Origin of the sequence: Burkholderia sp. 9779_493 (assembly GCF_015712215.1) — a bacterium.
Lineage (GTDB): Bacteria > Pseudomonadota > Gammaproteobacteria > Burkholderiales > Burkholderiaceae > Burkholderia > Burkholderia cenocepacia.
This window is the reverse complement of record NZ_JACCQA010000038.1, coordinates 1-14,441: the sequence shown is the minus strand read 5'-3', so window position 1 is coordinate 14,441 and position 14,441 is coordinate 1. Positions and strand designations below refer to the sequence as shown.

The window sequence follows — 14,441 nt, the reverse complement described above, 5'->3', positions numbered from 1 at the left end:
AGTCTCCCGGCAGGCTCAGGCAAGCGCGCGAGCCGCATCGTGAATCGCGGCACGGATGCGCTGGTAAGTCGCGCAACGGCACAGGTTGCCGGCCATCGCGCGGTCGATGTCGGCGTCGGTCGGCGCCTTGTTGCCGCGTAGCAGGCCGGCCGCGCTCATCATCTGGCCGCTCTGGCAGTAGCCGCATTGCGCGACGTCGTGCCGGAGCCACGCGTCGAGGACGGCCTTGCCGACCGCATCGTCGGCGAGATGTTCGGACGTCGTGATGCGCGCATTCCCGACCGCCGACAGCGCCAGCGTGCAGCTTCGGGCCGGGCGGCCGTCGACATGCACGGTGCAGGCGCCGCAGTCGCCGGTGCCGCATCCGAACTTGGTGCCGGTCAACCCGAGGTTGTCGCGCAGCACCCAGAGCACCGGCGTCGACGGATCGGCGTCGATCTCGGCCGGCCGGTCGTTGATATTCAACGTCACCATCGTGAAGTTCTCCCTTGGACACCTCGTTATCGCCCGCGGACCAAAAACACAATGCGGCGGATCTGAATCAATTAAAGCAGATCCGGTAAAAAGTCGGCATCCGGGAATTTGAGTTTTTTTCCTTTCTTAATAATTTGCGTGATTAATTTAATAAGAATCTCTTTCATCCGGAATGCAAAGTAGTTAATGAAGATGAAAGAGTGTTGAGTTTTGCCAAAAAAATGTCGGCCCCATGGAAAACGTTTGCGAGTCGAGCCTATATTTGACTCGCGATCACTCCGGGAGACACGTGGATCGGACGGCAGGCACCGACCAAACGACAGGCGGGGCAAGGGACGCACGGTTGTTCGACGGCACCGGGCCGGCGTTTGATTGTCGGGCGGGAGGCCCCGTCACTGCAGGATTTCGGCGTGGAGGCCTCGTTGGCCTGTATAGACAGAGGTGCGAGGAAAGCCGCTCGCCGGGGCAATGCCCTGGTTTGATGAAAAACAATCGTTTCTAATTAGTGGAAAATTTACCGGGTGACGAAGGGGGCTTAAAAGTAAAATATGCCGATTCAATAATTCTCGCCGATTGATTCTCGTTTGTTTTTAATCCAGCCATCCGCTTCGGACTGGTGACGGGACGGTGTTTTTCCAAAAAACATCGAATAGCGTATTCCGGTATTTACCTCCGGCATTTTGAATGCGGCGAGGGAATGCCCGGTGTCGTCGATTCTCTTATGGGAAGGTGTGATTATGCGTATGCGCATGGGCTCGAACAAAAAGCGCGCGGAAGCACGTCCGAAACTCCTCGTGCCGACCGGCATGCTGGTCGCGCTGGTCGGCGCCGGGATCGTTCCCGCCGATGCACTGGCCGCCTGCGTCGGAACCACGACCGTCAGTTGTACCGGAGCCACCACCACCTATTCGAACGGCGCGAACAATCTCAACCTGACCGTCGGGTCCGGCGCGACCGTCTCCGTGGTGCCGCTGATCGGCGGCACCGCGCTGTCGCTGACGGGCAGCGGCGTCACGCTGACCAACAACGGCAGGATCGACCCCGCGTTGTCCGGCTTGAGCCTCGTGTCGAACGGCACGGTCGTCGGCAATATCGCGTCGGCGAGCACGGTCAACGTCACGAACGCCAGCACGGGCGTGATGATGGGCTCGACGAGCTCGCTGCTCAACGGGCCCGCGCTGACGGTCTACAACGGTATCGGCGGCACGACGAACATCACGAACGCCGGCACGATCGGAACGACCGGCCTGCTCGGCTTCAGCGCGGGGCCCACCGCGCAGGTCGTGACCACGTCGGGCGGTGCACAGGTCAACTTCACCAACGCGAGCGGCGGCGCGATCAACGGTTCGGTGGTGCTCGCACCCAGCGGGACACCGGGCGCGGGGAACACGTTCACCAACGCCGGCACCGTCACGGGCAACGTGTCGCTGGGCGCGGCGCTCGGCACGTCGAACACGTTCAATGCGCAGACCGGGTCGTCGGTCGGGCTCGGCGTCGATGCGGGCGTGGGCGGCAACAACACGCTGAACCTGCAACTGAACCCGGCCGCCGGCGGTGCGGCGAACGGCGCCATCGCGATCGATACGTTCGGCAATTTCAACAACCTCGCCGTGCAGGGCGGCACGTGGGACATCACCGGCGCATCGACGGCGGGGAACGCGTCGCTGACCGGCGGCACCGCGATCGTCCACGGCGCGGGTGCGCTGGGCACCGGCACGATCGTCGCCGGCGGCGGCACGCTCGAGGCCGGCGCGGCCGGCGTGAATCTGCTCAACAACGTGACGCTGAACGGCAGCCTGACGGTGGACGGTGCGAACGGGCTTGCATTGTCGGGCTCGATCGGCGGCGTCGGCATGCTGAACGCGCATGGCACCGGCACGCTGGCATTGAACGGCGTCAATACATTCGTCGGCGGAACGAATCTGACGGGCGGCGGCGGGCTGCTCGTCGGCACGAGCGACGCGCTCGGCGGCGGCGCGCTGAACGTGTCGGGCGCGGGCGGCACGCTCGGCACGAGCGTCGGCGGCACGCTGCTCGGCAACGCGGTCAATATCGATACCGGCGTCACGCTGGGCCTGAACGGCTCGGCCGGTCTCGGGCTGAGCGGCGCGATCGCCGGCAACGGCGGGCTGGCGCAAACCGGCCCGGGCATCACGACGCTGCTCGGCCCGAACACGTTCGCGGGCGGCACGACGCTGAGCGGCGGCGGGATCGTCGCCGGCACGGGCGCGGCGCTCGGCACGGGCGCGCTGCACGTGACCGGCACGGGCGGCTCGCTCGCGACGAACGTCGGCGGCACGGTGCTCGGCAATGCGGTCAATCTCGATGCAGGCGCCACGCTCGGCCTGAACGGGGCGAACGGCCTGAGTCTCGGCGGCACGATCGCCGGTAACGGCGGCCTTGCGCAAAGCGGCACGGGCACGACGACGCTGCTCGGCGCGAACACGTTCTCGGGCGGCACGGCGCTGAGCGGTGGCGGGTTGATCGCCGGCAATGGCGCGGCGCTCGGCACAGGCGCGCTGAACGTATCCGGGACGGGCGGCACGCTCGCCACGAACGTCGGCGGCACCGTGCTCGGCAATGCGGTGAATCTTGGCGCGGGCGCGACGCTCGGCCTGAACGGCGCGGTCGACCTGAGCCTCGGCGGCGTGATCGGCGGGAGTGGCCAACTGGCGCAAACCGGTGCCGGCACGACCACGCTGCTCGGGACGAACACCTTCACGGGCGGCACGACGCTGAGCGGCGGCGGCCTCGTCGCCGGCAACGGCGCGGCGCTCGGCACGGGCGCGCTGAACGTATCCGGCACGGGCGGCACGCTCGCGACGAACGTCGGCGGCACCGTGCTCGGCAATGCGGTCAACCTGGGCGCGGGCGCGACGCTCGGCCTGAACGGCGCAGCCGATCTCGGCCTGAGCGGCGCGATCTCGGGCGCGGGCAGCCTGGCGCTCGGCGGCACCGGCGCCACGACGCTGTCCGGCGCGAACACGTTCACGGGCGGCGCGAGCCTGACGGGCGGCGGCAGCCTGATCGTCGAAGGCGGCAGTGCGCTCGGTATCGGCGGCGCGTTGAACGTGAGCGGCCTCGGCGGTTCGCTGAGCGCGGATCTGGCCGCCGGCGCGGCACTCGCGAACGGCATCAACCTGAACGGCGCATCGCTGACGCTGAACGGCGCGAACGACCTCGGCCTGAGCGGCGCGATCGGCGGCACCGGCGGTCTCGTGCTGAGCGGCACGGGGACGACGACGCTGTCCGGCGCGAACACCTTCGGCGGCGGCACGACGCTGAGCGCCGGCACGCTGCTCGCCGGCAGCAATACGGCGCTCGGCAGCGGCGCGCTGAACGTCGCCGGTACGGGCGGTGCGCTCGGCGCGAGCGTGAACGGCACCGCGCTGGGCAACGCGGTGAATCTCGGCGCAGGCGCGACGCTCGCGTTGACCGGCGCGAACGATCTGGGCCTGAACGGCGTGATCGCCGGGAGTGGCGGTCTCGCGCAAATCGGCTCGGGCATCACGACGTTGAGCGGCGCGAACACGTTCTCGGGCGGCACGACGCTGAGCGGCGGCGGACTCCTCGCCGGCAACGGCGCCGCACTGGGCACGGGGGCGTTGAACGTGACGGGCACGGGCGGCTCGCTCGGCACGACCGTCGGCGGCACCGTGCTCGGCAACGCGATCCAGCTCGGCGCGGGCGCGGCGCTGACGGTTGGCGGCCCGAACGATCTCGGCCTGAGCGGGCTCATCTCCGGTGCCGGCGGCCTGTCCGTGAACGGCCCGGGCACGACGACGCTCACCGCGGCCGAGACGTTCACCGGCGGCACCACGATCGGCAGCGGCACGCTCGCGATCGGCGCGGGCGGCAGCCTCGCCGCGTCGAGCCCCGTCAACCTGACGGGCGCCGGTGCGCACTTCAACATCGGCGGCGCGACCACGCCGCAGTCGATCGGCACGCTGTCGGGTGTCGCGGGTTCGACGATCGATCTCGGGGCGAACAACCTGACGCTGGCCGGCAGCGGCAGCGGCGTCTTCGCGGGCGACATCGGCGGGGCGGGCGGGCTGACGCTTGCCGGCACCGGCTCGCAGGCGCTCACCGGCAACAACACGTATGCGGGCGGCACCGCGCTGACGGGCGGCAGCCTGGTGGTCGGAAGCGGGACTGCGCTCGGTCTCGGCGCACTCGACGTCAACGGCTCGGCTTCGCTCGGCGCGAGCGTGCCCGGCGTGACGCTCGGCAACGCGGTGAACCTCGGCACCGGCGTCACGCTGGGGCTGAACGGCGCGAACGATCTCGGCCTGAGCGGCACGATCGCCGGGAACGGCGGCCTCGCGCAAACCGGCACGGGCACGACGACGCTGCTCGGCGCGAACACGTTCTCGGGCGGCACCACGCTCACCGGCGGCGGGCTGATCGCCGGCAACGGCGCGGCGCTCGGCACGGGCGCGCTGACGGTCGCGGGCACGGGCGGCACGCTCGCCACGAACGTCGCCGGTACCTTGCTCGGCAACGCGGTGAATCTCGGCGCGGGCGCGACGCTCGGCCTGAACGGCGCGGCCGACCTGAGCCTGGGCGGCGTGATCGCCGGCGACGGCGGGCTCGCGCAAACCGGAAGCGGCACGACGACGCTGCTCGGCGCGAACACGTTCACCGGCGGCACGACGCTGAGCGGCGGCGGGCTCATCGCCGGCAACGGCAGCGCACTCGGTTCCGGCGCGCTGAACGTGACGGGCGCGGGCGGTTCGCTCGGCACGAGCGTCGGCGGCACGGTGCTCGGCAACGCGGTGAATCTGGGCGCGGGCGCGACGCTGACGGTGGGCGGTGCGAACAATCTGGGCCTCGGCGGCGCGATTTCGGGCGGCGGCAATCTGTCGGTGACCGGCCCGTCGATCACGACGCTCACGGGCGCGGGCAGCTACACCGGCAACACGACGATCGGCAACGGCAGCACGCTCGCGGTCGGCGCGGGCGGCGCGCTGTCGGGCGGCAGTGTGTTCGATCTGGCCGGCGCGGGCGCGACGCTCGACCTGAGCGCGGCCACGTCGCCGCAGACGACGGGCGGGCTGGTCGGCGCGGCCGGCTCGGCGGTGAATCTCGGCGGCAACACCCTGACGCTCGGCGGTTCCGGCAACGGCACGTTCGGCGGCACGATCGGCGGTGCCGGCGGGCTGACGATGGCCGGCACCGGCACGGAGACGCTGACCGGCGCGAACACGTACGGCGGCGGCACGACGATCAACAGCGGCACGCTCGCGATCGGCGCGGGCGGCAGCCTGGCCGCGGGCGGCGCAGTGAATCTGGGCGGCGCCGGCGCAACCTTCGACCTGAGCGGCGCAGGGCTGCCGCAGGCGATCGGCGCGCTGTCGGGCGTAGCCGGTTCGACGGTGAATCTCGGCGGCAACGGCCTGACGCTGGGCGGCGCCGGCAGCGGCACGTTCGGCGGCACGATCGCGGGGGCAGGCGGCAGCCTGACGCTGTCGGGCACGGGCAGCGAAACGCTGACCGGCATCAACACGTACACGGGCGGCACGAACCTGACGGGCGGCGGCACGCTGGTCGCCGGCAACGGCGCGGCGCTCGGTACCGGCGCGTTGAACCTCGCCGGCGCAGGCGGCACGCTGGCCGCGAGCGTCGCCGGCACGACGCTGAACAATGCCGTCAATCTCGGCACGGGTTCGGCGCTGACGCTCGGCGGCACGAACGACCTGGGCCTCGGCGGCATCATCGTCGGCGGCGGCAGCCTCGCGCAAACCGGCAGCGGCACGACCACGCTCACCGGCGCGAACCTCTACACGGGCGGCACGACGCTCGGTGCCGGCGGCTTGTCGGTCGGCAACAACACGGCGCTCGGCACGGGTTCGCTCAACGTCACCGGCAGCGGTGGCGCGCTCAGCGCAAGCACGGCGAACCTGCTGCTGGCGAACGCCGTCGATCTGGGCATCGGTTCGACGCTGAATCTCGGTGGCGCGTTCGACTTCGGCCTGGGCGGCACGATCTCCGGCGCAGGCGGCGTCGTGCAGTCCGGCTCGGGCACGACCACGCTCGGCGGCGCGAACACCTACGGCGGCGGGACGACGTTGAGCAGCGGCGGACTGAGCGTGGGCAGCAATACGGCGCTCGGGTCCGGCGCGTTGAACGTGACCGGCAACGGCACGCTGAGCGCGAGCGTAAACGGCACGACGCTCGGCAACGCGGTCACGCTCGGCGCGGGCGCGACGCTCGGGCTGAACGGCGCGAACGATCTCGGCCTGAGCGGCACGATTTCCGGAGGCGGCGCGCTTGCGCAGACCGGCGCGGGCACCACGACGCTCGGCGGCACGAACACGTACGGCGGCGGCACGACGCTGAGCGGCGGCGGGCTCATTGCAGGCAACGGCAGCGCACTCGGTTCCGGCGCGCTGAACGTGACGGGCGCGGGCGGCTCGCTCGGCACGAGCGTCGGCGGCACGACGCTTGGCAATGCGGTGAATCTCGGCGCGGGGGCGACGCTGACCGTTGGGGGGGCGAACGATCTCGGGCTCGGCGGCGGGATCTCGGGCAGCGGCGGCCTGTCGGTCAGCGGCCCGTCGACGACCACGCTCACCGGCGTGAACACCTATACCGGCAACACGACGATCGGCGGCGGCAGCACGCTGGCGGTCGGCGCGGGCGGCAGCCTGTCGGCAGGCAGCGCGCTCGATCTCGCGGGCACGGGCGCGGCGCTCGACATCAGCGCGGCGACCACGCCGCAAACGAGCGGGATGCTGTCCGGCGTGGCGGGCACGAACGTGAATCTCGGCGGCAACACGCTGACGCTGGCCGGTACCGGCAACGGTAACTATGCAGGCACGATCGGCGGCACTGGCGGGTTGACGATGGCAGGCACCGGCACGGAAACGCTGACCGGCACCAACACGTACACGGGCGCGACGACGATCAACAGCGGCACGCTCGCGATCGGCGCGGGCGGCGGCCTGTCCGCGAGCAGCCCGGTAAATCTGGCCGGTGCGGGCGCAACCTTCGACGTCAGCGGCGCGACCACGCCGCAGACGACGGGCACGCTGTCGGGTGTCGCGGGTTCGACGGTGAACCTCGGCGGCAACAACCTGACGCTCGGCGGCGCGGGCAACGGCACGTATGGCGGCACGATCGCGGGTGCGGGCGGCAGCCTGACGCTGTCGGGCACCGGCACCGAAACGCTGACGGGCAACAACACGTACACGGGCGGCACGACCCTGAACGGCGGCGGCACGTTGATCGCGGGCAGCGGTTCGGCGCTCGGCACGGGCGCGCTGAACACGAGCGGCGCAGGCGGCACGCTCGGCACCAGCGTGGCCGGCACGACGCTCGGCAACGCGGTGAATCTCGGCGCGGGGTCGACACTGACGGTTGGCGGTGCGAACAATCTCGGCCTCGGCGGCGCGATCAGCGGCAGCGGCAATCTCGCGGTGAACGGCCCGTCGACGACGACGCTCACCGGCGCCAGCTCGTACACCGGCAACACGACGATTGGCGGCGGCAGCACACTGGCGGTCGGCGCGGGCGGCAGCCTGTCATCGGGCAGTGCGATCGATCTGGCCGGCGCGGGCTCGACGCTGGACGTGAGCGCGGCCACGTCGCCGCAGACGACCGGCACGCTGTCGGGCGCGGCGGGTTCGGCGGTGAACCTCGGCGGCAACACGCTGACGCTCGGCGGGTCGGGCAACGGCACGTTCGGCGGAACGGTCGGCGGCACGGGCGGGTTGACGCTGTCCGGCACCGGCACCGAAACGCTGACGGGGACCAACACGTACACCGGCGCGACGACGATCAACAGCGGCACGCTCGCGATCGGCGCGGGCGGCAGCCTGTCCGCGAGCAGCCCGGTGAACCTGACCGGTACGGGCGCAACCTTCGACGTCAGCGGCGCGACCACGCCGCAGACCACGGGCACGCTGTCGGGCGTGGCCGGTTCGACGGTGAACCTCGGCGGCAACAACCTGACGCTCGGCGGCACGGGCAACGGCACGTATGGCGGCACGATCGCCGGCGCGGGCGGCAGCCTCACGTTGTCGGGCACCGGCACCGAGACGTTGACCGGCAACAACACGTACACGGGCGGCACGACGCTGAGCGGCGGCGGCACGTTGATCGCGGGCAGCGGCTCGGCGCTCGGCACCGGTGCGCTGAACACGACCGGTGCAGGCGGCACGCTGGCCGCGAGCACGCCGGGCACGACGCTCGGCAACGCGGTGAATCTCGGCGCGGGGTCGACGCTGACGGTCGGCGGTGCGAACGATCTCGGCCTCGGCGGCGCGATCTCGGGCGGCGGCAACCTCGCGGTGAACGGTCCGTCGACGACGACGCTGTCGGGCGCGAACACCTACACCGGCAGCACGACGATCGGCGGCGGCAGCACGCTGGCGGTCGGCGCGGGCGGCAGCCTGTCGTCGGGCAGCGCGATCGACCTGTCCGGCACCGGCGCCACGCTCGACCTGAGCGCGGCCACGTCGCCGCAGACGAGCGGCGCGCTGTCCGGCGGCACGGGCACGAACGTCAACCTGGGCGGCAATACGTTGACGCTCGGCGGCGCAGGCAGCGGCACGTATGGCGGCGTGATCGGCGGCACGGGCGGGTTGACGCTGTCGGGCACCGGCACCGAAACGCTGACGGGCAACAACACGTACACCGGCGCGACCACGATCAACAGCGGCACGCTCGCGATCGGCGGCAACGGCAGCCTGTCGTCGAGCAGCCCGGTCAGCCTGACGGCGGCCGGCGCGACGCTCGACCTGAGCGGCGCCGCCTCGCCGCAATCGACCGGCGCGATCTCGGGCGTGGCCGGCTCGACGGTGAACCTGGGCAACAACAACCTGACGCTTGGCGGGTCGGCCAGCGGCACCTACGCGGGCAACATCGCCGGCACCGGTGGCGTGACGATGTCGGGTACCGGCACCGAAACGCTGACGGGCAGCAATACGTACACCGGCGCGACCACGATCAACAGCGGCACGCTGGCGATCGGCGCGGGCGGCAGCCTGTCGGGGACGACGCCGGTGAGCCTGACGGGTGCGGGCGCAACCTTCGATCTGAGCGGCGCGACCACGCCGCAGACGACGGGCACGCTGTCGGGTGTCGCCGGTTCGACGGTGAACCTCGGCGGCAACAACCTGACGCTCGGCGGTTCGGGTAGTGGTACTTACGACGGCACGATCGCGGGTGCGGGCGGCAGCCTGACACTGGGCGGCACGGGCACCGAGACGCTGAACGGGACGAACACGTATACGGGCGGCACGAGCCTGACGGGCGGCGGCACGCTGATCGCGGGCAACGGTTCGGCGCTTGGCTCGGGCGCGCTGAACACGAGCGGCGCGGGCGGCACGCTCGGCACGAGCGTGGCCGGCACGACGCTCGGCAACGCGGTGAATCTTGGCGCGGGTTCGACGCTGACGGTGGGCGGCGCCAACAACCTCGGCCTGAGCGGCCCGATCTCCGGTGGCGGCAACCTGGCGGTGAGCGGCCCGTCGACGACGACCCTCAGCGGCGCCAGCTCGTACACCGGCAACACGACGATCGGCAACGGCAGCACGCTGGCGGTTGGCGCGAGCGGCAGCCTGTCGGGCGGCAGTGCGGTCGATCTGGCCGGTGCAGGGGCGACGCTCGATCTGAGCGCCGCCACGACGCCGCAGTCGACTGGCGCGTTGTCGGGCGTAGCGGGCTCGACGGTGAACCTCGGCGGCAATGCACTGACGCTCGGCGGTTCCGCCAACGGGACGTTCGGCGGCACGATCGCCGGCACGGGCGGCAGCCTGACGCTGTCGGGCACGGGCACCGAAACGCTGAACGGGACGAACACGTACACGGGCGGCACGACCCTGAGCGGCGGCGGCACGCTGCTCGCGGGCAACGGTTCGGCGCTCGGCACGGGCGCGCTGACTACGACCGGCGCAGGCGGTTCGCTCGGCACGAGCGTGGCCGGCACGACGCTGACCAACGCGATCGGTCTCGGCGCGGGGTCGACGCTGACGGTGGGCGGTGCGAACAATCTGGGCCTGGGCGGCGCGATCGTCGGCAGCGGCAATCTCGCGGTGAACGGTCCGTCGACGACGACGCTGACCGGCGCCAGCTCGTACACCGGCAACACGACGATCGGCAACGGCAGCACGCTGGCGGTCGGCGCGGGCGGCAGCCTATCGGCGGGCAGCGCGGTCGATCTGTCGGGTACGGGCGCCACGCTGGACTTGAGCGCCGCGACGACGCCGCAGACCACGGGCGTAGTGTCGGGCGTGTCGGGTTCGACCGTGAACCTGGGCAGCAACACGCTGACGCTGGGCGGCGCCGGTAACGGCACGTACGGCGGCACCGTCGCCGGCACGGGCGGGTTGACGCTGTCGGGCAGCGGCACGCAGACGCTGACGGGCACCAACACGTACACCGGCGCGACGACGATCAACAGCGGCACGCTGGCGATCGGCGCGGGCGGCAGCCTGTCCGGCAGCAGCCCGCTGAACCTGGCCGGTGCGGGCGCAACCTTCGACGTCAGCGGTGCGACGACGCCGCAAACGACGACCGCGTTGTCGGGTGTCGCCGGTTCGACGGTGAACCTCGGCGGCAACACCCTGACGCTCGGCGGGTCGGGCAGCGGCACGTACGGCGGCACGATCGCCGGCACGGGCGGCAGCCTCACGTTGTCGGGCACGGGCACCGAAACGCTGACCGGCGCGAACACGTATTCGGGCGGCACGAACCTCACCGGTGGCGGCACGCTGGTCGCGGGGAATAACACGGCGCTCGGTACCGGCGTGCTGAATGCGAGCGGTGCGGGCGGCACGCTGGCTGCCGGCACGCCGGGCACGACGTTGAACAACACGGTGAACCTCGGTACGGGATCGACGCTGACGGTCGGCGGCGCGAACAACCTCGGCCTGGGCGGCGCGATCTCGGGTGGCGGCACGCTCGCGGTCAACGGTCCGGCGACGACGACGCTGTCGGGTGCCAACACCTACACCGGTGGCACGAACGTCACCGGCGGCGGCACGCTGGTCGCCGGCACGCCGACCGCACTCGGCAGCGGCACGCTGAGCGTCGGCGGCAACGGCGGCACGCTCGGCACCAGCGTCGCGGGCACGACGCTCGGCAACGCGGTGAATCTTGGCGCGGGTTCGACGCTGACGGTGGGCGGCGCCAACAACCTCGGCCTGAGCGGCCCGATCTCCGGTGGCGGCAACCTGGCGGTGAGCGGCCCGTCGACGACGACCCTCAGCGGCGCGAACGCGTACACGGGCGGCACGACGATCGGCAACGGCAGCACGCTGGCGGTCGCCGGCAGCGGCGGCCTGTCGGCGGGCAGCGCGCTGACGTTGGCCGGCAACGGCGCGACGCTCGATGTCAGCGCGGCCACGACACCGCAGACGGCGAGCGCGCTGTCGGGCGCCGCCGGTTCGACCGTGAATCTCGGCGGCAATACGCTGACCGTGGCCGGTCCGACGGGCGGTTCGTTCGGCGGCACGATCGCCGGCACCGGCGGCTTCGCGGTGCAGGGCGGCGGCACGCAGACGCTGACGGGCGCCAACACGTACACCGGCGGCACGACGATCGGCAGCGGCAGCATGCTCGCGCTTGCCGGCGCAGGCAGCCTCGCGTCGACGAGCCCGGTGATTCTCGCGGGCAGCGGCGCGACGCTGGACCTCACGGGTTCGGCCGCACCGCAGTCGATCGGCACGCTGTCGGGCACGACGGGTTCGAACGTGAACCTCGGCGCGACGCCGCTGACCGTCAATACCGCCGGCACCAGCTCGTTCGCGGGCACGCTGTCGGGTACCGGCCCGCTGACGCTGGCCGGCACGGGTGCACAGGTGCTGAGCGGGACCAACACGCTGTCCGGGCCGACCACCGTGACGGGCGGCACGCTCGCGGTCACCGGTTCGCTGGCCAGCTCGCCGGTGACCGTCGGCAGCGGCGCGACCGTCACCGGGACGGGCACGATCGGCGGCCTGGTCGTGTCGGGCGGCGGCACCGCATCGGTCCTCCAGCTCGGGCAGCCGCTGAAGGTCGCGGGCAACGCGACCTTCCAGCCGGGCTCGACGCTGCAGGTCGGCGCCACGCCGCAACAGAGCGGCGGTCTCGACGTGACCGGCTCCGCCACGCTCAACGGTGGATCGGTACAGGTCGTCGCGGCCACCGGGCAATACCAGCCGGGCAAGCTCTACACCATCGTGAATGCCGGTGCGGGCGTGCAAGGGCAGTTCAGCGCGGTGAACTCGACGTATGCGTTCCTCACGCCGACGCTCACGTACAACCCGGCGCAGGTGCTGATGTCGCTGACGCCGAACGGTACGCCGTTCTCGTCGGTCGCGACGACACCCGACGGGCAAGCGGTGGCGGGTGCGGTCGGCACGCTCGGCGCCGGCAACCCGCTGTTCGACACGGTGCTGACGTCGGATGCGCCGACCGCGAACCGCGCGTTCACGCAACTGGCCGGCGATCTGTATCCGAGTACGCGCAGCGTGCTGTTGTCGGATAGCCGCTACGTGCGTGATGCGGTGCTCGATCGTGCGCGGCTCGGTTCGCAGCCGGGCGGGGCGCTGTGCGGATGCGAGGCACCGGTGTCGGCGGACGATCATTCGGCGGCGCTCGACCGGCGCATGGCCGCGGAGAACGGCTGCACGCCGGCCAAGTCGTACAAGCCCGCGGTGTGGGGCCGGCTGTACGGTTCGCATAGCCGGTTCGACGGCGACGGCGTCGCGTCGATCGATCGCAACCTGTATGGCTTCGTCGTCGGCACGGATGCGGAAGTCAGCAGCCACTGGCGCGTCGGTATTGCGGGCGGTGCGTCGCGCAGCCAGCTCAATACTGACCAGAACGAGTCGGCGAAGGTCAACGGCGAGACGATCGCGCTGTACGCGAGCGGCCGGTACAACGCGTGGAACGTGCGCGGTGGCGTGTCGCAGTCGTGGTACCGCGTGCATAGCGAGCGCAATCCGTCGTTCGGCAGCTTCTCCGATCACGATACCGCCAGCTACGACGCGAACGCGACGCAGGTGTTCACCGAGATCGGCTACTCGACGGCGTTCCGTAACGTCGCGCTCGAACCGTTCGTCGGGCTCGCGTACGCCAGCCTGCACACCGACGGCTTCAAGGAGAACGGCGGCGCGGCGGCGCTGCAGGGCGATTCCGATACGACGGGCCTCGGCTTCTCGACACTCGGCGTGCGGGCCTCGACCGACGTCGCGGTCACGACGAAGGGCAAGGTCACGGCGTTCGGCACCGTCGGCTGGCGGCACGCGTTCGGCAATACGCAGCCGGCGTCGAGGCTGTCGTTCGCGAGCGGCGGCTCGCCGTTCAGCGTCACCGGCGTGCCGGTCGCGCGTGATGCCGCGGTGCTCGAGGTCGGTGTCGATGCGGCCATCACGAAGAACCTGTCGCTCGGGCTGTCTTACAGCGGCCAGATCGGCGGCAGCATCAGCGACCACGCGCTGTACGGCAATCTGTTGTGGAAGTTCTGAGGGGAGGGGCGGCGGCCGCTTGCGATGGAATCGTCGTGAGCGGCCGATCGTTTGACGATCGTTCGATGATCGTCAGATTGTTGATTCGTTTTGCAGAAGTTTCGTGATGCAGATCGATTCTCATGAAGTGCGTCACGCGGTGTCCGGTATCCCGTTGTATCGGCGTGTTTAGACCTGTTTCAACGCTTTGCCATATCGGGCAATCCGCGAACGATTCGCGCCCCCTTCGCGGCGGCAGGGTCCACGCGTCATCGCTCGAGCTGTTCCGCGGTTGTCCAACCGAAATGAGGTTTCTCATGAAAACGAAAGCGAAAGCGAACGTGAAATTGACAGGCATTGCCTTGTCGGTCGCGGCTTTGTTCAGCCTGGCCGCCTCGGTGTCCCAGGCGGGGGTGCTGGCTTCCCCGCTGGGAAGTGTCAGCAAATCCGACGGCGTGATCGTCGCAGGCGGATCTCCCGCGCCCGGGGAACTCGTCGGCACCGTGGCGGGATGGGGGAACGGGGTGGTGACGG

Annotated in this window: 3 protein-coding genes; 2 read left to right on the top strand and 1 reads right to left on the bottom strand. The window is 70.9% G+C overall.

The annotated features are described in order from the left end of the window. Window positions 1-15 precede the first annotated feature (15 nt). Window positions 16-474 (bottom strand): (2Fe-2S)-binding protein, encoded by a 459-nt coding sequence (locus tag H0X95_RS29290; protein ID WP_006498103.1) that lies wholly within the window; start codon window positions 472-474, stop codon window positions 16-18. Window positions 475-1,211: 737 nt separating this feature from the next. Here H0X95_RS29290 and H0X95_RS29285 point away from each other — a divergent pair. Continuing rightward, the gene (locus tag H0X95_RS29285) at window positions 1,212-13,928 is read left to right on the top strand and encodes an autotransporter-associated beta strand repeat-containing protein (protein WP_196446308.1); all 12,717 of its coding nucleotides are present in this window, start codon (window positions 1,212-1,214) and stop codon (window positions 13,926-13,928) included. Between the two features lie 296 nt (window positions 13,929-14,224). Further along, window positions 14,225-14,441 (top strand): hypothetical protein (locus tag H0X95_RS29280; RefSeq protein WP_196446307.1); only part of this gene is annotated, 217 nt, incomplete at its 3' end.